Annotated in this window: 14 protein-coding genes; 5 read left to right on the forward strand and 9 right to left on the reverse strand. The window is 73.2% G+C overall.

Annotation, left to right across the window (positions count from 1 at the left end; genetic code table 11):
- Positions 1-419: 419 nt before the first annotated feature.
- Both ACH4NX_RS31315 and ptsP read left to right on the forward strand, forming a co-directional pair.
- On the forward strand, positions 420-869 hold the full coding sequence (locus ACH4NX_RS31315) for a PTS glucose transporter subunit IIA (protein ID WP_351402278.1): 450 nt from the start codon (positions 420-422) through the stop codon (positions 867-869).
- Positions 870-946: 77 nt separating this feature from the next.
- Positions 947-2,617, forward strand: a complete 1,671-nt coding sequence (gene ptsP, locus ACH4NX_RS31320; RefSeq protein ID WP_398128345.1) for a phosphoenolpyruvate--protein phosphotransferase — start codon at positions 947-949, stop codon at positions 2,615-2,617.
- A gap of 69 nt (positions 2,618-2,686) precedes the next feature.
- On the opposite strand, the gene ACH4NX_RS31325 is transcribed toward ptsP, so the two are convergent.
- Both ACH4NX_RS31325 and ACH4NX_RS31330 read right to left on the reverse strand, forming a co-directional pair.
- Positions 2,687-3,577 carry a hypothetical protein gene (locus ACH4NX_RS31325; RefSeq protein WP_398128346.1) on the reverse strand — a complete coding sequence of 297 codons (891 nt, stop codon included), beginning with the start codon at positions 3,575-3,577 and terminating at the stop codon, positions 2,687-2,689.
- 121 nt (positions 3,578-3,698) lie between these two features.
- A complete protein-coding gene (locus ACH4NX_RS31330; RefSeq protein WP_398128347.1) occupies positions 3,699-5,675 on the reverse strand; it encodes an acetoacetate--CoA ligase in 1,977 nt (658 codons plus the stop codon).
- A 213-nt stretch (positions 5,676-5,888) separates the two neighbouring features.
- On the opposite strand from ACH4NX_RS31330, the gene ACH4NX_RS31335 reads away from it, so the two are divergent.
- The gene (locus ACH4NX_RS31335) at positions 5,889-8,258 is read left to right on the forward strand and encodes a glycoside hydrolase family 31 protein (protein WP_398128348.1); all 2,370 of its coding nucleotides are present in this window, start codon (positions 5,889-5,891) and stop codon (positions 8,256-8,258) included.
- Here ACH4NX_RS31335 and ACH4NX_RS31340 read toward each other — a convergent pair.
- A complete protein-coding gene (locus tag ACH4NX_RS31340; protein ID WP_351402290.1) occupies positions 8,249-8,785 on the reverse strand; it encodes an NUDIX domain-containing protein in 537 nt (178 codons plus the stop codon). The two genes, ACH4NX_RS31335 and ACH4NX_RS31340, sit on opposite strands and share 10 nt — an antisense overlap.
- A 47-nt stretch (positions 8,786-8,832) precedes the next feature.
- A complete protein-coding gene (locus ACH4NX_RS31345; RefSeq protein WP_351402292.1) occupies positions 8,833-9,642 on the reverse strand; it encodes a M15 family metallopeptidase in 810 nt (269 codons plus the stop codon).
- 151 nt (positions 9,643-9,793) lie between these two features.
- Between ACH4NX_RS31345 and ACH4NX_RS31350 the strand changes: the two genes are divergently transcribed.
- On the forward strand, positions 9,794-11,419 hold the full coding sequence (locus ACH4NX_RS31350; RefSeq protein WP_351402294.1) for a GGDEF domain-containing protein: 1,626 nt from the start codon (positions 9,794-9,796) through the stop codon (positions 11,417-11,419).
- A gap of 286 nt (positions 11,420-11,705) precedes the next feature.
- Here ACH4NX_RS31350 and ACH4NX_RS31355 read toward each other — a convergent pair whose 3' ends face one another.
- The 4 genes from ACH4NX_RS31355 to ACH4NX_RS31370 all read right to left on the reverse strand — a co-directional run bounded on the left by ACH4NX_RS31355 (position 11,706) and on the right by ACH4NX_RS31370 (position 16,152).
- Positions 11,706-12,311 (reverse strand): ATP/GTP-binding protein, encoded by a 606-nt coding sequence (locus ACH4NX_RS31355; RefSeq protein WP_351402297.1) that lies wholly within the window; start codon positions 12,309-12,311, stop codon positions 11,706-11,708.
- Between the two features lie 82 nt (positions 12,312-12,393).
- Entirely contained in the window at positions 12,394-12,789 is a 396-nt protein-coding gene (locus ACH4NX_RS31360; RefSeq protein WP_279566495.1) for a DUF742 domain-containing protein, read from the reverse strand.
- 10 nt (positions 12,790-12,799) lie between these two features.
- Entirely contained in the window at positions 12,800-13,234 is a 435-nt protein-coding gene (locus ACH4NX_RS31365; protein WP_351402300.1) for a roadblock/LC7 domain-containing protein, read from the reverse strand.
- Positions 13,231-16,152 carry a nitrate- and nitrite sensing domain-containing protein gene (locus ACH4NX_RS31370; RefSeq protein WP_398128349.1) on the reverse strand — a complete coding sequence of 974 codons (2,922 nt, stop codon included), beginning with the start codon at positions 16,150-16,152 and terminating at the stop codon, positions 13,231-13,233. The genes ACH4NX_RS31365 and ACH4NX_RS31370 overlap by 4 nt, the downstream gene beginning before the upstream one ends.
- 428 nt (positions 16,153-16,580) lie before the next feature.
- Between ACH4NX_RS31370 and ACH4NX_RS31375 the strand changes: the two genes are divergently transcribed.
- Entirely contained in the window at positions 16,581-17,171 is a 591-nt protein-coding gene (locus tag ACH4NX_RS31375; protein ID WP_398128350.1) for a hypothetical protein, read from the forward strand.
- Positions 17,172-17,300: 129 nt separating this feature from the next.
- Here the strand turns inward: ACH4NX_RS31375 and ACH4NX_RS31380 are convergent, their stop codons facing one another.
- On the reverse strand, positions 17,301-21,962 hold the full coding sequence (locus ACH4NX_RS31380) for a hypothetical protein (protein WP_398128351.1): 4,662 nt from the start codon (positions 21,960-21,962) through the stop codon (positions 17,301-17,303).

A 21,962-nucleotide genomic window follows, 5' to 3' on the forward strand; every position in this document is an offset into this window, starting at 1 on the left:
ACTTTTGGCACGCTGTTGAGTTCTCAAGGAACGGACGCTTCCTTTGTACTCACCCGAGAGACTCTCTCAGGCTTTCCTCCGGGCGCTTCCCTTCGTTGTTCCCAACACTATCAGGCTTTCCCGGTGCTTCTGACCACCGTCCTGCGGGCATGCAGAAGGCGATCCAGCGATAGGATCTGACAAGTTGGGTACTGCCGGGGCGAGGATGCCTTGCTTCGCGTCGCTCAACCTCAGGCAGGAGTAACGACTGTACACGGAGCCGTGGAACGGGTGCAAATCCGTGGGGACTGTGGTCTAGACCTCTAATCGGAACACTCATGCGGAACCGGTACTTCCTATGACATACGCTGCTGCTCAGTGCGCCGTCCGGGACAGGCAGTGACGGCCCGTATATATCTCCGCCACCTGGGAGGCTTCCCATGACCACCGTCTCGTCCCCGCTCGCAGGACGTGCCATCGGACTGGCCGCTGTGCCCGATCCCGTCTTCTCCGGGGCCATGGTCGGCCCGGGTACCGCCATCGACCCCGTGAGGGAGCCCTCCGAGGCGGTCGCCCCCGTGGACGGGGTGATCGTCTCTCTGCACCCGCACGCCTATGTCGTCGTCGACGACAGCGGACACGGTGTGCTGACTCATCTCGGCATCGACACCGTGCAGCTCAACGGTGAGGGTTTCGAGCTGCTGGTGAACAAGGGCGACACCGTCGTGCGTGGGCAGGGCGTGGTCCGCTGGGACCCGGCCGCCGTCGAGGCCGCGGGCAAGTCGCCGGTCTGTCCGATCGTGGCCCTGGAGGCGACGGCCGAGGCCCTCACCGATCTCCGTGAGGACGGCGAAGTGACGGCCGGCGAGAGTCTCTTCCTCTGGAAGTGACGTCGACGCCGTCGTACGACGGCTGGTAGGACAACCACCGCGGCGGCGGGACCCGCCGCACTATCGGGACGGGTGAGATGGAGACAACGCTGCGAGGCGTCGGTGTGAGCCACGGTGTGGCGATCGGCGAGGTTCGGCACATGGGCACGGCGGTGCTCGAGCCGCCGGCCAAGCAGATTCCGGCTGAGGACGCGGAGCGCGAGCAGGGGCGCGCCCGCAAGGCCGTGGAGGCTGTGGCGGCCGACCTGATGGCGCGCGGCAATCTGGCGGGGGGCGAAGCCCAGGCGGTGCTCGAGGCCCAGGCCATGATGGCCCAGGACCCCGAGCTGATGTCGGACGTGGACCGGCGGATCGCCGTCGGCAGCACGGCCGAGCGCGCGGTGTACGACGCCTTCGCCGCGTACCGCGCCCTGCTGGCCGGTGCCGGTGAGTACCTGGCCGGCCGGGTGGCCGATCTCGACGATGTGCGGAATCGTATCGTCGCCCGTCTGCTCGGGGTACCGATGCCGGGCGTGCCGGACAGCGACGAGCCGTACGTTCTCATCGCGCGGGATCTGGCGCCCGCGGACACGGCGCTGCTGGACCCGACGCTGGTCCTCGGTTTCGTCACCGAGGAGGGCGGGCCGACCAGCCACAGTGCGATTCTCGCGCGGGCGCTCGGCGTGCCGGCCGTGGTGGCGCTGCCGGGCGCCGGGGAACTACCGGAGGGCACGGTCGTCGCCGTGGACGGCAGTACCGGCGAGATCTTCGTGAATCCCGGCGAGGAGCAGAAGGCGCGGCTGCGGGCGGAGGCGGCCGAGCGCAAGGCGGCGCTGGCCGCGTCGACGGGGCCGGGTGCGACCTCGGACGGTCACAAGGTGCCGCTACTCGCGAACATCGGCGGTCCCGCGGACGTGCCCGCGGCGGTCGAGGCCGGTGCGGAGGGTGTCGGTCTGTTCCGTACCGAGTTCCTCTTCCTCGACGACAGCGAGAACGCGCCGTCCGAGGAGAGGCAGGTCACCGCCTACCGGCAGGTGCTGGAGGCCTTCCCCGAGGGCCGGGTCGTCGTGCGGGTGCTGGACGCCGGTGCGGACAAGCCGCTGGACTTCCTGACCCCGGGCGACGAGCCGAACCCGGCGCTGGGCGTGCGCGGGCTGCGGACTCTGCTCGACCACCCGGACGTGCTGCGCACCCAGCTGACGGCGCTGGCGAAGGCGGCGGAGGGGCTGCCCGTCTACCTCGAGGTCATGGCCCCGATGGTGGCGGACCGGGCGGACGCCAAGGCGTTCGCGGACGCGTGCCGCGAGGCCGGGCTGCGGGCGAAGTTCGGCGCGATGGTGGAGATCCCGTCCGCCGCGCTGCGGGCGCGCTCGGTGCTGCAGGAGGTCGAGTTCCTGTCGCTGGGAACGAACGACCTCGCGCAGTACACCTTCGCCGCCGACCGGCAGGTGGGCGCGGTGTCCCGGCTGCAGGACCCGTGGCAGCCTGCCCTGCTCGACCTGGTCGCGCTGTCCGCCGACGCCGCCAGGGCCGAGGGCAAGAGCTGCGGTGTCTGCGGTGAGGCCGCGTCGGACCCGCTGCTGGCGTGCGTGCTGACCGGTCTGGGCGTCACCTCCCTCTCCATGGGTGCGGCGTCTCTTCCCTACGTCCGGGCGACGCTGGCGAAGTTCACGCTGGCGCAGTGCGAGCGTGCCGCGGCGGCCGCCCGTGCGGCGGACAGCGCCGAGGAGGCGCGGAACGCCGCTCAGGCGGTGCTGTCCGGCGAGTAGGGCCGGGCGAGGCCGCCGTCGGCTGTGGTGCGGGGCGTTCCACCTTCGGGTGGGGCGCCCCGCTCGCGTTCAGTGATGGTGCCCCGGTGGCAGGTGGTCGTCGCCGAGGTCGGGCGGCGCGCAGTAGTCGACGTTGGACTCCGGGGAGATGAGGTCGCCGGACTCGATGTCGGTGCAGTAGGCGTCGAAGACCTCACCGGCGGTGAGGGGGTCCAGACAGTATCCCCGCAGGCGCCAGCCGTGGACGCGGTCGGCACCGCCCGGGGTGCTGACGCGCATGACGAGTCCGCCGGGGCTGTGGGTGGCGAGGCCGAGGGCGAGGACGCTGGTGAATTCCAGGGCTTCGGCCTCGTCCATGTGCGGGACGCCGTCGATGTCCTCGTCGGCGTGCAGGACGGAGACGAGGGGTTCCGGGGAGCCGGAGACGCTGCAGACCAGGTGCCGGTCGCCCGGTGGAGCCGTTTCGAGGACGCGCAGGAGCAGTCGCGTGGCCCGGGTGAAGGCGGCTCGGCCGAGGTCCTCGCCGCAGGTGGAGCAGCTCCCGAGGCGGGCGAGCAGCGTGGACGTGTACTCCCACGTGGCCTGCCGGACGGCTTCGTCGACGAGGTCCGGGAGGAGGTCGGAGAGGGGCTGCCCCTCGTACGGGACGGTGGGGCCGCCGGCGGCGAGTTCGGCGGTGAACCGGGAGCGGCTGGCGTGGGCGTCGGGGTCGAGGCCCGAAGCCGAGCAGAAGTCGGCGTACTCCTCCGGGTCGAAGAGGGCGACGGTGGTGTGCGTGCCCTGTGAGGCGCGTGCCCTGAGCAGGGCCTCCACCTCGTGGAGGTAGGTCGCGTGGTCGTCGAAGGTGAAGCTGCGGTAGCGCCGCATGGCGCGGAAGTCGTGTTCGTCGGTGAGCAGTCCGATGGTGCCGGCGATCTCCCGGCGCAGGACGCTTCGTGTGGTCTGGTCGGTGTGCGCCATGTTTCCCCCTGTGCGCAGTCGATCAATGCTCACTCACAGTAACCGGCGGCACTGACAACGGCGTCGGGGCGGGCCCGCGATCCGGCCGCCGTTCGGGTCGGCCGGATCGTTGAGGGCCTGGTCAGGCGCGTTTGCGGGCGAGGTCCTCGTAGAAGTGGAGCAGGTCGAGGTTGTCGATGGAGCCGGGGTTGACGGCCTTGTCCAGTGGGGTGCCCTGGAGGAGGCGCTTGACCGGGACCTCGATGCGCTTGCCGGTCAGGGTGTGCGGGATGCCGGGCACTTCGATGACCTCGTCGGGGACGTGACGCGGGGAGAGCTGTTCGCGGATGGTCTGTTTGACGCGGTTCAGCAGGTCCTCGTCGAGGGCGGTTCCGGGGGCCAGGTGCACGAACAGGGGCATCCAGTAGCCGCCGTCGGGCTGTTCGACGCCGATGACGAGGGACTCCCTGATCTCGGGCAGCCGCTCGACGGCCTCGTAGATGTCGGCCGAGCCCATGCGGACGCCCTGCCGGTTGAGGGTGGAGTCGGAGCGGCCGTGGATGACGACGGATCCGCGGGAGGTGAGGGTGATCCAGTCGCCGTGCCGCCAGACGCCGGGGTAGGTGTCGAAGTAGCTGTCGTGGTAGCGGCTGCCGTCGGGGTCGTTCCAGAAGCGGATCGGCATCGAGGGCATGGGGTTGGTGACGACGAGCTCACCGACCTCGTCGGTGAGGGGTGCGCCGCCGGGGTCCCAGGACTGCAGGTCGGTGCCCAGGCCGGGGGCCTGGAGTTCGCCGATGTACACCGGGAGCGTGGGGACGGCGCCCGCGAAGCAGGAGCACACGTCGGTGCCGCCACTGACGGACGCGATCCACAGGTCGGCCCCGCTGTCCGCGAACTCGTCGTGCAGCCAGCGGAAGCCGTCGGGCGGCAGCGGGGAGCCGGTGGTGGCGACGCACTGGATCCGGGAGAGGTCGTGGTCGCGGGCCGGGTGCACGCCGGCCTTGCGGCAGGCCATGACGTAGGCGGCGGAGGTGCCGAAGAGGGTGGCCCCGGTGCGTTCGGCGATGCGCCACTGGGCGCCGGTGTCCGGGTGGCCCGGGCTGCCGTCGTAGAGGACGATCGTGGTGCCGGTGAGCAGGCCGGAGACGAGGAAGTTCCACATCATCCAGCCGGTGGACGTGTACCAGAAGAAGCGGTCCTCGGGGCCGAGGTCGCAGTGCAGGCCGAGCTGTTTGAGGTGCTCGACCAGGATGCCGCCCTGGGACTGGACGATGGCCTTGGGCAGGCCGGTGGTGCCGGAGGAGTAGAGCACCCACAGGGGGTGGTCGAAGGGCACCTGCTCGAAGACGGGGTCCGTGTCGGCGGAGGTCAGCGTCTCCCATTCCAGTGTGCCCTCGGGGGCCTCGGTGCCGAGGAGCGGGACGTGGACGACGGCGCGCAGGGTGGGCAGTTCGCGGCGCAGTTCGGCGACGGTGTCGCGGCGGTCGTGTTCCTTGCCGCCGTAGCGGTAGCCGTCGACGGTGAACAGGACCACGGGTTCGACCTGCTGGAAGCGGTCCAGGACGCTGCGGGCGCCGAAGTCGGGGGCGCAGGAGGTCCAGACACCGCCCACGGCGGCGGTGGCGAGGAAGGCGACCACGGCCTGGGGGATGTTCGGGAGGTAGCCGCTGACGCGGTCGCCGGGGCGTACACCGAGAGCGCGGAGTTCGGCGGCGAGCGAGCCGACCTGGCGACGCAGTTCGGCCCAGGTGACGGGGCTCGGTTCGTGGGTCTCGTCGACGTGCAGCAGGGCCGGTTCGTCCGCGCGGGTGGCCGCCGCGCGCAGGGCGTGCTCGGCGTAGTTGAGCGTGGCACCGGGGAACCACTGGGCGCCGGGCATGGAGCGGTCGCCCAGCACGCGCGTGTAGGGGGTCGAGAAGCGTACGTCGAACCATTCCGTGACGGCTTTCCAGAAGGTGGCCGGCTCGTCGACGGACCAGCGGTGCAGGGTGCCGTATCCGCCCTCGGCGGGGGCGCCGTGGTACTCGGCCGCCCAGGTCTGGAACCTGGTGATCCGGGCCTGGGCGATGCGCTGCGCGTCTGGCTGCCAGAGCGGCTGGGGGTTCACGGTCGACATGGGGCGGCTCCCGGACTGTGCGCGTCGTGTGCGTCCTGCGCGCACGCGCTGGGGTGTGCGCGTGACGCGGCTGACACGGACGATGCCATGTGATCGACTTCTACACCAGGGCGCGCCCCACATAGTCGGTGTCATGAAGATGTGGTCCCGTCACGGGTGAACGGCAGTTGAACGACGCCCGCGCGAGAGGCCGTCGATGGCAGGGTGAGCGGCATGGACGGTCGTGACCTGGTGCGTTCGATGAAAGCGTTCGGTTCTGCGGGGGCGGCGCAGGGGTTGCGTACCGTACGGGCGGCGTGGCGGAGGCGGCGTGCCGACGCCGCGGGGCTGCCGCCGCGGGGGGCGGAGCGTGCGCGGGTGCCGGGGCCGGTGCGGGAGGTCGAGCCCGGGCCCGGGGGCGGTGTCGTCCGGTTCGCCCGTTCGGAGCTGCGCGTCCTGGTGGCCGTGAACGGTGCCGTCTTCTGGGGCTGGGACGGGGCCGGCCCGGAGCCGTCGTACGCGTTGGCGGGCCGTTGTCCGGAGCCGGATCCGCGGGCGGTGCTGGAGCCCGACAAGGACGGCGGCTGGAGGGTGGTGGCCGAGCGGGCGACGGTGGCCGTGTCCCGGCACGGTGCGGTCGAGGTTCGTACGCCCGGGGGTGTGGTCCTGCGCCGTGAGCTGCCGCCCCGCTGGTGGGAACCGGCCGGTGGGGGGCCGGCGCGCTGGACCCAGCGGTCGGAGGTGGCGGCGGACGCCCGGTTCTTCGGGCTCGGTGGACGGGCGGCCGGCCCTCGGCTGCGGCAGGGCACGTACCGGCTGTGGAACACCTCGCCGGGTCCGGCCTCCGCTTCGGGGGAGGATCGGTCGTCCGTCACGATGCCCGTGCAGCTGGTGGTGGCCGACGCGGGGACGCATCTGGTGTTCCACGACAGTTCGTGGGACGGCACGGTGGCGTTGCGGGAGGGCGAGGAGGGGTCGGGGTCCGGACACGACCGGCCCGGGCGGAGTGTGCTGCGGATGGACGGCGGTCCGCTGCGGTGCTGGATGACGGTGGGTACTCCCGCGCGCGTGCTGCTCACCTGGGCGTCGCTCACCGGTGCGCCCGCGCTGCCGCCCGCGTGGGCGCTCGGTCACCATCACGTGTGGTCGGGTCCCGGCGACGAGCAGGAGGTGCGCCGGGTCGTGGCCGGTCACCAGGAGCGTGACCTGCCGCTCGACGCCGTACACCTGGACATCGGCCATCTCGACGCACATCGGGTCTTCACCGTGGACGAGGAGCGGTTTCCCAAACTGCCCGTCCTCGCCGAGGAGCTGCGGCGGGACGGGATCCGGCTGGTGTCGGTGGTCGGTCCCGCGGTCCCGGCCGTGCCCGGCGACGCCGTGTACGACAGTGGGACGAGCGAGGGCGTGTTCGTGCGGGACGCCTCGGGTCCGGTCGTCCGGGGTGTGGCGTCGGCCGGGGACGTGGTCTTCCCGGACTTCACGCACGCGCGTGCGCGTGCGTGGTGGGGCGGGCTCTACGAGGAGCGGCTCGGGCGCGGGTTCGCCGGGTTCTGGCACGACCTGGACGAGCCCACCTCGTTCGCCGCCTTCGGGGAGTCGACGCTGCCGCGTTCGGCCCGGCATTCCCTGGAGGGCCGGGCCGGTGACCACAGAGAGGCGCACAACGTGTACGCGCTCTGCATGGCACGGGCCGGCTACGAGGGGCTGCGGTCCCTGGTCCCCGGGGAGCGGCCGTTCGTCCTCTCGCGGTCGGGGTGGGCCGGCATGCAGCGGTACGGCGGCACGTGGTCCGGGGAGGTGGCCACGGGCTGGCCCGGGCTGCGGGCGTCGCTGTCGGCGGTGCTGGGGCTCGGGCTGTGCGGAGTGCCGTACGCGGGGCCGGACGTGGGCGCGAGTCCGTCGCCGGAGCTGTATCTGCGGTGGCTCCAGCTGGCTTCCCACCTGCCGCTGTTCCGCACGCGCGGGGGCTCGCGGGCGGCAGGCGGGGAGCCGTGGGAACTGGGTGCCGAGGTGGTGGAGCACGCGCGCGTGGCGCTCGTCGAACGGCGGCGGTTGCTGCCGTACTTCCTGACACTGGCGCATCTGGCCCGGCGGACGGGCGCGCCGTACGTGCGTCCTGTGTGGTGGTCGACGCCGGAGGAGCGGGCGTTGCGGGACTGCGAGGACGCCTTTCTGCTGGGCGACCGTCTGCTGGTGGCGCCGGTGCTCGATCCGGGGGTGGACCGGCGGGCCGTACGGCTGCCGCGTGGGCGCTGGTACGACGTGGTGACGGAGCGGGCGTACGAAGGGCCCGCGCGGGTTCTCGCCGATGCTCCGCCGGCTCGGATTCCGGTGTTCGCGCGGGCGGGGGCGGTGGTTCCGGTGCGTGGGGAGGACGGCGGGACGGAGCTGGAGGTGTGGGCGCCCGCGCGGGGGCGGACCGGCGGCGGTCTGGTCGTTCCGGACGCGGGCGACGGCTGGGTGGAACCGGAGATCGAGCGGTACGTGTCCCGCTGGGAGGGGCGGCGGGTCGTCGTGGAGCGGGAGTGCGAGGACGGCGTGCGCGAGCCGTCCTGTCCCGTGCGCGTCCGTGGGCTCGAGGAGCGCTCCGCTCAGACGTAGCGGCCCTCGAACCAGGCCCGCGCGGCCCGGGTGTGGAGGGGGAAGGCGAGCTCCTCCGGGCGGCGCAGCAGATGCCATCCCTGGGTCTCGTTCGTGGCGGCGGACGGCGGGAGGGCCTCGGCCGGCCGTTCGGGGAGGAGTCCGAAGAGCAGCAGGTGGCCGTCGGGCGAGCTCATGGCGTCGGCGAGCCGTACGTCGTGGTCGGCCGCGTCGATGCCCGTCTCCTCCCCGAGCTCGCGGACGACGGCCCGCCGCCAGTCCTCCCGGTCGTCGACATAGCCGCCGGGCAGTGCGACGCCCCCGCGCGCGGGGGCCACGGTGCGGGTGATGACGACCAGGGCGGCGCCCTGCGTGTCGTACACGGGCTGGAGGGCGACCGCGACCGGCAGCGGGTTGCGGTAGGCCACGGTGCCGCACGCGGGACAGGGGCGGGGCCAGCCGGAGACGCCCTCTCCGTAGGGCGTTCCGCAGCTCGAACAGTGCGAGTCCGGTGCGGAGTTGGGAGAGGAGGTTTCGGTTACGGACACGCGGCGGACTGTATCCGATCGTTGAGGGGGCGGCTCCGGCAGCCGGCTCAGTGGCGGCCGGCGAGGGACTTCGCGGAGACCGGGAAGTCGAAGTAGGTGTCCGGGTAGGGCTCGGGCTTGTACGTGAAGTGCCACCACTCCTCGGGGAGGTTCACCAGGCCGACGTCCTCCAGGGTGTTCTTGAGCAGCAGCCGGTTGGCGCGCTGGGTTCCCTGGACGCGGGGGTCGAGGGTGTGCGAGCGGGTGTCGAAGCAGTCGTAGCCGGTGCCCATGTCGACGGAGTTGTCGGGGAAGCGCTCGTCCTGGGGGGCGAAGCAGGGCACCAGGGGCTGTCCGGGGTGGTAGGGCCGGGTGGGCTTCGCCGGGAGCCTCACGATCGTGAGGTCGACGGTGGAGCCGCGGCTGTGCCCGGACTTCGCCGCGATATAGCCGTCCGCGAACAGACGGGTCTTGTCGACGTCGGGGTAGAACTCGGCCTTCATGTCCTGGTCGTCGAGGTCCTCGGCCCAGCGGACGAAGTGGTCGACGGCGCGCTGCGGGCGGTAGCAGTCGTACACCTTGAGCGAGTAGCCCTGGCGCAGCAGGCGGGTCTGGGCCCGGTGGAGGGCGTTGGCCGCGGGGCGGGTGAGGACGCACAGGGGCTGCCGGTAGCCGTCGACGCGCTCGCCGACGAAGTTGTGCGGGGTGACGTAGCGCATCTCCTGGATGATCGTCGGGTCGACGCTTCTCAGGGCCACGAAGTCCTCGGGGGCCTTCGGGTCCGGCTCGGCCTGGGCGGTGGCGGGGACGGCCGTGACGGCGAGCAGGGCGGCGAAGGCGGCGGCCAGACCGCGGAGAGCGGTGGAGAGTCGTGTCATGTTCCCTGCATCTATCAGGTGGAGGTTCCACGGGGGAAGGGGGCGGGTCGGCGGCTCCCCCGGTTCGTACACCGCGTGCGCGGGTCGGAATCCTGCGTGAACGTCACGTGAACTGGGCCCGTGGGACCACCGGCGGCGCCATTCTGCTCCCGTGCGCTCCTGGACGGACACTCTCCGCTTCGCCTTCCAACCGGTGGTCAACCTGCTGACCGGCGGGGTTGCGGCGCTGGAGATACTCGTCCGCCCGGAGACCGGCGACATCCTGGCCGAGGCCCGCCGCGACCCGGAACTCGACGGTCGGCTGGCGGTGGCGGCGTTTCGCGCGGCGGTACGCAAGGAGACGCTGCTGCCGCTGCACCTCAACGTGTTCGCGGGCACCCTCGCCGACCTCGGTGGCCTGCGGGGGCTGCACGACGCCGTACGTGAGGCGGGGCGGATGCCGTGGGAGGTGACGGTCGACGTCTGTCCTCCGTACGCGCATGTGCCGCGTCAGGCGCTGCTGGAGGCGGTGACCGCGTTGCGGGGCCAGGGGTTCCGGATCTGTGCGGACGGGGTCGGTGACGGGGACGCGCCGCTGCGGCTGCTGACGGATCTGGCACCGGAGCTGGTCAAACTCGACGCGTCGCTGCTGGCGCGGCCGGCCGCCGTACGGGCGATGCGGGTGATGTGCGACGAGTTGGGGGCGCTGCTGTCCGTGGAGGGGGTGGAGACGGAGTCGCAGTGCGCTGCCGCGCGGTCGGCCGGGGCGCAGTTGGCACAGGGCGAGTTGTTCGCGCCGCCGGCGCGGTTGCCCGCGGCGGACGTGTACGTCCCGCCCGGCCCGGCCGGTGTCGTACCGGCACCGCGCTCGGGGCCTTCGGTACGGCAGTTCGTGCGGCCGGCCGCGCTGCTGCCGGCGACGGCTTCGGCGGGGCAGGTGCGGGCGCTGCTGACCGGTTCGCCCGACGTGTCCGGGGTGCTGCTCGTGGACCGGGACGGGGTGCCGGTGCGGTCGGTGCACCGTCTCCGCTTCCTGCTGTCGATGTCGGGGCGCTACGGGCATGCGCTGTACGCCGACCGGCCCGCCCTGAAGCTCGGTGACCCGCCTCGGACGGTGGGTGCCGACGCGACGGCCTGGGAGGTACTGGACGTGGTGGCGGTCGGCGGCCCGGGCCGTACGTCGGACGATGTGGCCGTGGTCGACGCGTGCGGGCGGTGCGTGGGCGTCGTACGGCTGGCGGATCTCGTGCGGGCGCTGGCCGAGAGCCGGGTGGAGGAGGCGGCCGGGCTCAATCCGCTGACGCGGCTGCCCGGTTCGGACGCGATCACGGGTGAAGTGGACCGGCGGATCGCGGACGGACGGGCGTTCACCCTGAGCTGGCTCGATGTGGACCACTTCAAGCAGGTCAACGACGGGGCCGGGTTCGCGGCGGGCGACGAGCTGATCCGGGCCGTCGGGCGGGCGCTGCTGCGCACGGCGGCGGGCTCCACGCGCGTGGGGCACATCGGCGGTGACGACTTCCTGGTGCTCACCGATCCGGAAGAGCTGGATCCGCTGGCCGCCTCCGTGCTGGACGCGCCCTGGTCGGCCGGTGGGCGGCCCGTGACCCTCTCTCTGGCGTCGGTCGTGTGCGCGCCGGGCAGCGTGCCGGACCACCGACAGGCGGCGGCTTGGCTGGCCCCGCTGAAGAAGGCCGCGAAGACGTTGCACGGGGCGAGCTGGGTGCTGGGCCGGGTGGGCGTACCGGGTCACGAGGTCCGGCGTGGCTCGGACCGGGCGACGGCACCGGCAGGCTGAGCCGGGTCGGCGCCGTGGCCGCCGACGCGTGACGGGGCGGCCGTCGTCGACCGGGCCGGCGTGCGCGTTCGATCGCGCGGACGCGAGAGATCGCGGGGACGCGAGAGATCGCGCGGACGCGGAGGCGTCGGTACGGGGCCGGGAGTACCGCAACCGGCGCAAGGCGGTGGAGAAGAGCCTGGGCTGGACGCAGGACGGGGAGGACCGCTAGGCGCCGGGCGGGCTGGGGCACGCGCGCGCAGGTGTCGCCTCCGTGCCCCGGCGCTCGGCAGCGGGCGTCGGGGGGTCAGGTCGTGACGACCCGGCGGCGGTCCGCCGCCTGGGTCATGGCGTGCTGGACCACGCCGATGAGTATCTCCTTGACCGACTCCCGGTCACGGGCGTCGCACATCACCAGGGGCACGTCGGCGTCGAGGTCGAGGGCCTGGCGAACGGTGTCCGTCGGGTAGCGGGCCGATCCCTCGAAGCAGTTGACGCCGACCACGAACGGGATGGAGCGGCGTTCGAAGTAGTCGATCGCGGCGAAGCAGTCCTCCAGGCGACGCGTGTCGGCCAGCACCACGGCACCGAGCGCGCCCTCGGAGAGCTCGTCCCACATGAACCAGAACCGCTCCTGCCCGGGTGTGCCGAAGAGATACAGCACCAGGTCCTCGCGCAGCGTGATCCGTCCGAAGTCCATGGCCACCGTGGTGGTGTGCTTGCCCTCCACCCCGCTGACGTCGTCGACGGGCCGCCCGGCCTCGGTGAGCAGTTCCTCCGTGCGCAGCGGACGGATCTCGCTGACCGCGCCGACGAGGGTGGTCTTGCCGACGCCGAAGCCGCCGGCCACCAGGATCTTGAGCGTGACGGGCTCGACCGGCGGCTTGCCGCGCTGAGAACGCCCGAAGATCATCGATCTCTTCTCCTTAACGTGCCACTTGCCGTGTGGCCCAACGTGCCACACGGGGTGCCGCTCATCGTGGCCGGAGGCCGGTTCACAGTGCCCTCAGTCCGCTGATCACGTCGCGCAGGATGTTCTCGTCCGGCAGCTCGGCAGGCGGCACGGGGCGGTTCACGTGCACGAGCTCGACGTCGACGAGGTCGCCGACCAGGACCCGCACGACCCCGATGGGCAGGTCGAGTTCGGCGGCGAGTTCGGCGACCGACTGCGGGGTGTCCCGGCACAGTCCGACGATGTCCACGTGCTCCGGGGAGAGCGTGACGTCCGCCTCCGGGTCGTCCGCGTGGGGTTCCGCCACGACCACCGCGATCAGGTCGAGGCGGTGCTGCGCCGCGCTGGTCGTGCGGCCGCGCGTCATGGCGTACGGACGGACGACGGGCCCGGCCTCGTCGTCGAACCAGTGGTTTCTTCCCAGACCGTCTGCGCTCATGTCATCCCACTTACCCGCCCGAGGGCAGATCGGTGCGCGGAGCGGTGCCCAGGTGCACGCCGACCCGCTTGACGAGGAGGGTCATCTCGTAGGCGACCTGACCGACGTCGGAGTCGGCGTCCGACAGGACGGCGAGGCAGCTGCCGTCACCGGCGGCGGTGACGAACAGGAAGGCGTCGTCGAGTTCGACGACCGTCTGCCGGACGCTGCCCGCCTCGAAGTGGCGGCCCACGCCCTTGGCAAGGCTGTGGAAACCGGATGCCACGGCGGCCAGGTGTTCGCTGTCCTCCCTGGTGAGGTCCTTGGAAGCCCCGGTCGCCAGACCGTCGCCGGACAGGACGAGGGCTTTGCGGATGCTCGCGACACGGTCCACCAGGTCGTCGAGGAGCCAGTTGAGCTCCCCCGACTTGGTCGCGGTGTGGCCGGTCGCCTTCGGTGCGGTCATCGACCGTCCCCCTTGTTCGTTCCTTGTGGTGCTCGTGGTGCTGTGCCGCCGGACACGTCGTCCTGCGCGGCGTTCTCCTCGCGGCCGCGCCGCCAGCCGCGTTGGAGCGAGGCCATGCGGCTGCGTACTTCCTCGGCGTCCCGGTCGGCGGGGTCGGAGCGGTCTTCCGGGGCCGGCTCGGGGCCCTGCCTGAGCTGAGGTGCCAGATTGGCCTGCCGTACGCGCCGGGGCAGCGCGCCCGTACCGGGTTCGGCGCCGTCCGGGGCGCCTCCCTGGTCGGCGGGTCTGCGGCCGACGGGGCGCACGCCGTTCCCCGTGTCGCCGCCGGACGCGAAGCCCCCTCGTACAGGGGACGCGCCGCGTCGGCGGGCCGGGAGGGACGGCAGCGCGTCGGGGCCGGCACGCTCGGTGTCACGACCGTCGGTACGGTCGGCGTCACGGCCATGGGCGCGGTCGTCGGCACGGTCGTCGGCGCGGTCGTCGATCCGGGCGTCCGGGCCGTCGCCGCGTCGGTCGTCGCGACGGCGGCGGGCCGGCAGCGCGGGCGGCTCACCGGTTCGTGCCTGAGGTCCGGTCCGGGCCCCCGTCCGTTCCCCGCCTGCCGGAGCCGCCCCGCCCTCGGTGTCCTGGGGGGCCCGTGCGGTGACCGGACGCCCGTGCGAACTGACCAGCTTGGGGGTACGGCGGCGAGGCAGCGTACCCGTCTCGTCCCCGCTCCGGGGTGACTCGGCGTCGCGGTCGGCCCCCTGGCGCCGCCGTTCGGCGCGTCGGGTCACCTGGTCGTCCTCCGCCGCGACGAGCGGGCGGTGCGGTCGGAACAGGCCGCCCCGTTCGCTGTCCTGGTCGTCGAGGGCGTCCAGGTCGACGGGCGCCTCCAGTTCGACCGGACCGTCCAGCATCGGTGCCGGCCGCTCCAGCAGCCGTGCGGGCACGTGCGCAAGGGCGGAACGGCGGCTCTCCGCCCGCTCCTTCTCCTTGGCGTGCTGGGGGCGGTCGAGGCGGAAGCCGACGCCGTTGGTGTCCGGGGCGTCGTCCGTGAGCAACGCGTCGGGCACGAAGACGACCGCGGTGGTGCCGCCGTACGGCGAAGGCTGCAGGGACACCCGGACGTTCTGCCGCTGGGCGAGCCGGCTGACGACGAAGAGACCGAGCCGGTCGGTGTCGGACAGTTCGAACTCCGGCGTCTCGGCGAGCCGGAGGTTGGCGTCGAGAAGGGCGCCGGCCGCCATGCCGAGGCCGCGGTCGTGGATCTCCAGGGTGAAACCGTTGGCGACGCGCTCGCCCAGGACCTGCACGGCGGTGTGCGGCGGCGAGAACACCGTGGCGTTCTCGAGGAGTTCGGCCACGAGATGGGTGAGGTCGGCGACGGCCGGTCCCGTGACGGCGATACGGGGCAGCCGGCGGACCTCGATGCGCTCGTAGTCCTCGACCTCGGCGACGGCGGCCCGCACCACGTCCATGAGCTGGACGGGCTTGCGCCACTGCCTGGACGGGGCGGCTCCGGAGAGGATGACCAGGCCCTCGGCGTGCCGGCGCATACGGGTGGTCAGGTGGTCCAGGCGGAACAGGTCGGCGAGTTCCTCGGTGTCCTCGGTACGACGTTCCATGGTGTCGAGCAGGGTGAGCTGCTTGTGCAGCAGCACCTGGCTGCGGCGCGCGAGGTTGACGAACACCTCGGAGACGCCGGCACGGAGCTCGGCCTGCTTGACGGCGGCTTCCACGGCGGCGCGCTGGAGGGTGTTGAGGGCCTGGCCGACCTCGCCCATCTCGTTCTTGTCGTACTCCAGGCGCGGCACCTCGGTCTCCACGTCCACCTGTTCGCCGGCGGAGAGGCGGCGCATCACGCTGGGCAGCCGGACGCCGGACGCCTCGTGGGCCTCCAGCCGCAGCTGTTTGAGGTCGCGGATGAGGGAGCGGCCGACGCGTACGGACAGGAAGAGGGAGTACAGCAGGGCGAGCAGGCCGAGTACGCCGGCGATGACCACCTTGGCGATGACGTTCGTGGCGACCGGGTCGACACGGTCCTGGTAGCGGTCGGCGGCCCGGTCGTCGAGGGAACCGAGTTCCTCGAGGACGCTGCCGGCGGCGGTGTCCCAGCTCTTGGCGGTGACGCCGTGGGGCGCGCCCGCCTCGGTGGAGACGGCCGCCTCCTCGGCGGCCCGCAGGGGGGCCGAGGAGGCGTTCTTCCAGAAGCGCTGGTACCGCCCGCGGTCGGCGGCGGGCAACTGCGGGAGGTTGGTGTCGTACATCATGGTCCGCTGGGCCACGAGGTCGGAGATGTCCCGTACCTCGCTGCGGGTGAGCCGGCCCGCGACCAGGGCCGAGCCGAGGAGGGCGTCCTCGCGGGAGAGCAGTTCGCGTGCCCGGGAGACGTTGACGAGTGCGCGGTACTGCTTGTCCAGGGCCACGTTGTCGACGACGTACAGGTTGGCGAGCAGCTCGTGACAGGGATCGACCAGCCGGTTGTAGAGGCCCAGGGCGAACTCGCGGTCGACGGTGCCGTCCTCGACGCTGCGGCGCAGCGCACCGATGCCGTCGAAGGCGTCCAGTACGGCGGTGAGCCGCTCTTCCTCGGCCTGTCCCAGCGCGTCGCGTACGTCGGCGTCCGCCGCGTTGCGGCGGATCTCGGCGATGGCCTCGTCGGTGGCGGTACGGCTGCGCCGCAGGGCGGAGAGTCCGTCGGAGGCGCGCGGGTCGGCGAGGTGGACGAGCGTCTGGCGGCGTTCCTGCTGGAGGACGCGGACGGTGTCCTCGACCGGGTAGCCGATCTCCTCGACGACGGTCGAGACGCTGAACAGCCGGCTGGCCTCGCGTCCCGTGAGCACCGTGGCGAAGGCCCAGATCGCGGTCAGGGACACGAGCGGCACGAGAAGCAGCGCCACGATCTTCCGGCGGATCGACTTCCCGCGAAAGCGCATGGCCTCCCCCAGCTCGACCCCACCGGCAGGGGGGTACGCGTGTACGTCAACAAACGGCGCGAGCCTACTACTGACGCACGGGTAACTCGAAGACCCGTCCGGAGGGCGAACCCGCGCACCGGCGGTCGGTGATGGTCAGTTGTCCGGTCATTGCGGGAGATTGCCGCCCGGGATCGGGTGGCGGGCAGGCCGGGGCGTTCTCGCGGTGTGGCGAGCGAATTGGCCGAAATTCTTCGGCTGCGCCGTCTTTTCGGGAATCTTGAAGGTCCGTCGTTCGTCCTTCACTACGGGAAATGGAGGCGGAATCGGCCACAGGAGCCGCATCCCGCCCCCGGGCGGCGTAAAGCAGCGCAAGCCGGGCAGCCAGAGGGGAGCCGGGTCTTCGGACGCGGGCGAGCTGTCTGCTGGCGGTGGGGAGTGACATGTTGATGGGCACGGCGGAGCGACGCAGGGCGCCCGAGGACGACGGCGCGGCCGGATCGACGGCCCCCTCGGTCCCCGAGGAACCGGATCGCGGCACGATGACGGCTGGGCCGGACGCGCCGACGCGTGAACGGCCGGAGCGGACGAGGCAGTCGGACCGGTCGAAGCAGTCGGACCGGCGGGAAGCGCGGGAGCGGCAGTCGGCCTACCGGCCGTTGTGGGCGGAGGAGCCCGCGCGGCGGCGTCGCCTGCCGGATCCGGTGCGTACCGCGGCCGTACGCGCGGTGCTCGTCGTCGCCGTGACACTGATCATGGCGATGGTGGCCTTCCTGTGCACGATGGCGGGGTCCTGGCTGGCGTTCCCCATGGTGATCGGCAGCGTGACGGGCACGGTGGTGGCCACGTGGGGCGTGCTGGACGTCTGGGTGACACGGCAGGTCTGGAACCAGCGGCACGGCGTGGTGTCGATGCCGAGCAGCACCGCGCGGGCCATGCGACGGGAGCGTCGCCGGGCCAGGCGGCAGGCCCGCTCCGCGGAGCGGACGCAGGAGCGGATACGCCGGCGGGGCGGCGCGGGGCGGTTGTCGCACTCCTGAGTGGCCGGGTTTCGGGCGACTGGCCGTCCGCCCCGGACGTCGTGGCGTCCGGGGCGTACCTGTCACGGTCGGTGAAGCCGTTCCACCAGCGGTTCGACGGCCGGGATCAGCCGGGCAGTCCCGGCACGGCTAGGCGGGTGACTGGGTGGGCCGTTTGAACATCCGGGTCGCCGTGATCTCGCTGTGCACCGCCTCGCCGCCGCCCTCGGCGGCCGGGGCCGGCTGGGGCAGTCCCGGCCGCAGGTGCTCCTCCACGTTGATGTACTTCAGGCCCGCCCGGAGGTCGGCGTCGTTGCGCAGCCGGATGACGAGCGGGAACTCGGCGAGCGCGGTCGTGTCGAACAGGCCGGTGGTGTACAGGAGCTGGACGCCCAGCGCGTCGGACACGGCCCGCTGGAGCTCCAGCAGATAGGTGGCGTTGGCGCGGCCGATGGGGTTGTCGAGGAACAGGGTGCCGGCGTGGCGGTGCCGGTCGCGGCCCCGGTCGTTGCTGCGGAGCGCGGCCATCGTGCAGTACAGGGCGATGGCCGCGGTGAGCAGCTGGCCGCCGGAGAAGACGTCGCCCATCTGGCCGACGGGGACGCGCTCGGCGCGCAGTACGGCGTCGGGCTTGAGGATCTCGACGGCGACCCCCTTGGGCGCCAGGGCGGCGGCGACACCGCGCAGCAGCAGGGACATGCCGTCGCGGCGCAGGTCGGAGTTCTTCTTGACGGCGGCGCGGGTGGCTTCGTCGACGACTTCGCCGAGCCGCTCGGTCAGGGTGGCCTGGTCGGGTTCCTCGAAGCGGATGCGCAGGAACTCCTGCCCGGACCACTCGCCGAGACCTTCCGGCAGCCGGGACAGCCGCTGGGCGGAGCGGAGGGTGGCGAGGGCCGACTCGACCAGGCCGCGCAGCCGGTCCACGATCGAGTCGCGGTTGCGCTCCAGCTGCGCCAGTTCGTCGGTGAGGACCCGGAGCCGGGGTGCGAAGGCGTCCGCCCACTTGCCCGCGTGCTCGGGCAGCGCGGCGGCGGGCAGCTCGCGGATCTGCTGGCGCGCGGGGGTGCGGACCTGTTCGTAGCGGGTGGAGTTGGCGTGCCGGACGAGGATGTCGCTCGCCTCGCGTACAGCGGCCTCGGCGGCGGACAGGTCGGCGGCACAGCCGCGCAGCGAGCGGCGGGCCTCGGCGGCGGACTGGCGGGCCTCCTCCAGACCGCCCGGGTAGGGCTCCGGCTCCTCCGGCTCCTCCTCGGACGCGTGCTCGCGCAGCAGGTCGCGGAGCATGACGGCGATCTCGTCGAAACCGCCGGCCGCGTCCTCGGCGGCGCGGTGGGCGTCGAGCAGTTCGGCGTGGGCCTCGCGGGCCTGGGTGAGGGCCTCGGTACGGGAGGCGAGTTCGGCGGTCGCCGTGCGCAGCAGGGTCTGGGCGTGCTCTGCGTCGCGCGGGAGGAGTTCCTCGGGGAGTTCGGTGTGGGCGTCGCCGTCCTCGGGCGCGTGCCGTTCCGCCTCGCCGCGCAGCCGGCCGAGCTGTTCGCTCGCGCTGGACATGCGGGTCTCCAGGAGCTGGACCAGCTCCTCGGCGCGGGCGGTGGCGGCCTGCCGGGACGGTCCGTCGGAGCCGTCGGGCGACTCCAGCAACTGCGCGGCCCGGGTACGGACCTTGTTGCTGAGCCGGTCCAGCTCGGCGCGCGCCGCGCTCTCGTCGCTCTCCGCGCGGGCCTGCTCGGCCCGCAGGTCGGCGCCGACGCCCACCTTCTCGTAGAGCTGGGAGGCCGCGCGGTAGGCCTCCCGGAGGGCGGGCAGGGACGCCTTCGGCGCGTCCGTGCCGTTCTCGGGCGCTTCGGGGGGTACGTCGTCGGGGGCGCCGGCGATCTCGGAGCGCTCTGCGCGCAGCGCGCGGGCGGTGCGGCGGGCGTCGTCGGCGGCGCGCTGGGCGGCGCGGCGGTCCTCGTCGGCGGCGCGGGCCCGCTGCAGGCAGGCCTGGGCGCGGGCCTCGGCCTCGGCGCCCTCGTCGGCCAGTTCACGGAGCTTGACCTGCCAGCCGGCTCGCTCGCGCAGCCGGAAGGCGAGTCCGGCGAGAGCGTCGGCGGCGCGGCGGGCCTTCTGCGCGGTCTCCTGCCTCTCGTCCCGCATCCGTACGGCCTCGGCGGCGCTCTCGTCGGCCTCGGCCCGCAGCGTGCGCGCCTCGGTCAGCTCGGCCTCGGTCTCCGCTGCGAAGGCGCGCGCCTCCTGGGCGGTCCGCGCCAGCTCGGTGAGGCGTCCGGCGGGGCAGCCGGTGCGCCAGGAGGCGAGCCGGGCCGCCAGTTCCCGGTCCTTGCCGAGCCGGGCCGCGAGGGTGCGGATCTCCTCGTCCCGCTCCGTGGCCCGCGCGCGCAGGGCGTGCCGCTCCTCGTCGGCGGCGTGCTCGTCGTGCATGGCGGGGTTGGGCGGTACGAGGAAGACGTCCCCGGTGTCGGAGTCCGGGGCCGGGGTGGGCGCGAGCAGGGCGGCGGCCGTGCCTACGGCGACGGCGGAGCGGGGCAGCAGGGCCGCGTCGCCGAGGACGTCGCGGGCCCGGGTGTGCGAGTCGGGGTCGGTGATGATCACGCCGTCGACCAGCTCGGGGCGGGCGGCCAGCACGCGCGCGTGGTCGGCGGGGTCGACGGCCTGCGCGAGGTAGCGCCAGCCGGGCAGGGCGGGGATGCCGTGCTCACCGAGGAACTCCACGGTGGCCAGTACGTCCGGGCCGGGCGGCAGCAGTCCGCCGTCGCCGAGCGCGCCGAGGATGCGGGAGTCGTCGGCGGCGGCGGTGCGCAGGTCGAACAGCTGGCGTTCGGCGGAGGTGACGGTGTCGTCGAGCAGTTCGCGCAGTTCGTCGGCGAAGCGGTCGAGTTCCTCGGGGGTCAGCGCGCCGTCGACGCCCTCGGCCTCGGCGGCGGAATCGTGGCCGGTGTCCTGGCGGGGCCGGGGGATGCCGGGGCGGGTCTCGGCGGCCAGGCCGAGCAGGTCCGCCAGCCGCTCCTCGGCCGCCAGTGCCTCGGCCGTGCGGCGCTCGGCCTCGTGGGCGTGTCCGGCCGCGGTGGCCGCGTCCGCCGCCCGGGCCGCCGTCAGTTCGGCGCGGCTCTCGGCGGCGGCTGCCTCGCGCGCGTGCTCCGTGGCCCGGCGTGCCGTCTCGCGGGTCGTGTCCCATGCCTCGACCGCGCTCCTCTCGGCGTCACTGGCCGCGAGGGCGGCACGGGCGGGGTCGGCGTCGGGCGCGGTGTCGTCGAGCCAGCCGGCCCGGACCGCTTCGGCGGTCTCCTGCTCGACCTCGGTGAGTCGCTGGCGCAGGTGTCCGGCCTCGCTGCGGGCCCGCTGGACCTCGGTGGCGGCGGTGGTGGAGTCGCGGTGCGCGGCGTCGCTGACCTCCTGGAGGGACGCGGAACGCTCCTCCTCCTCGTTGGCGTGGTGCTCGGCCTTGCCGGCCGCCGCGTGCAGGGCGCGGACGAGCTCGACGGCCGCCTTGGCGCGGGCGGCGAGCGCGGGGGCCGCGTCCCGCTCGGCCTCCTGGATCGCGGCGGACACGCGGGCGACGCGGTCGGCGGCGACGCGGTGCCGCAGGACGGCCTCGGCGGCCTGCCAGGCGGAGTGCAGGGTGCGCGCGTCGGCGAGTTCGCGCTTCTGCGCGGCGGCCGACTTCTCGGCCGCGGTCAGGGCCAGTGAGGCGTGCCGGTAGGCGAGTTCGGCGGCGATGAGGCCGCTGCGGTCGCGGGCCGACTCGGTGTGCGTGACGGAGTACGCGGCGGCGGTGACCCGCTGGGCGAGGTCGCCGGCCCGGGCCCGTTCCCGGGTGCCGCGGGCGGTGAGCCGCCGGGCCAGGGTCCTGGTCCGGCGTTCGGCGGCGGTGTGGACGTCCCGCGCGCGCGAGCGTGCGTCCGCGGCCTCGACGATCCGGCCGAGCAGATCGACGGACCCGGCGGTGAAGTCGCGTTCGGCGATCAGCTCGGCGCGCCGGCCCAGCTTGCTGCCGAAGCCGCCGACCAGGTCGGCGAGTCCGTCGGTGTCGCGGGTGTCGGTGACGGCGCGCAGCAGCAGATCGGTGAAGTCGGAGTCCTTCTTGACCGCGAAGAGGCCGGCGGCCTCGCCCTCGTCGGCGTTCATCTCACGCTGGTAGCGGAAGAGTTCGGGGTCGAGGCCGAGCTCCGTGAGGTGCTCGACCCAGCGGTCGTGGATCTCCTCCCAGTGCACCTCCAGGTGCGGGTAGGCCTTGCCTGCCTCGGTGATCGCGTCCCGGAAGCCCTTCATGGTGCGCCGTCGGCCGTGGGCGCCGGAGACGCCCTCGACGGGCGGGCGGACGGCGGTGGCCTCGGCGACGGGCAGGTTGTCCAGGGTCAGTCCGGGGCCGGGCCGGAAGGAGTACCAGGCCTCGGCGAACTTACGGGGGTCGCCCGAGACCTGACGTCCGCGCCACTCGCTGGCCTTGCCGACGACGACGCACTCGCCGGTCTGCACGTGCTGCCACTCCAGCGCCACGTGGCCGCAGTCGTCGGCGAGCAGGAACTTGCGCAGCACTCCGGAGCTGGCGCCGCCCAGGGTGTTTCGATGGCCCGGCAGCATCACCGAGAAGATCAGCTTGAGCAGGACGGACTTGCCGCCGCCGTTCTCCAGGAACAGGACGCCGGCGGGCGCGGGGCGGCGCGGCGGGCCGACGGGCTCCTCCTCGAAGAACTCCGCCTGCGTGGGCGCGGGGTCGGGCACGGGCTCGCCCACACCACGCAGGTCAAGCACGGTGTCGGCGTAGCGCGCACCGGCGGGTCCGATGGAGTAGAGGCGGACCCGGGACAGCTCGTACAT

It is taken from the genome of Streptomyces sp. NPDC017225 (genome assembly GCF_044331465.1).
Classification (GTDB): Bacteria; Actinomycetota; Actinomycetes; order Streptomycetales; family Streptomycetaceae; genus Streptomyces.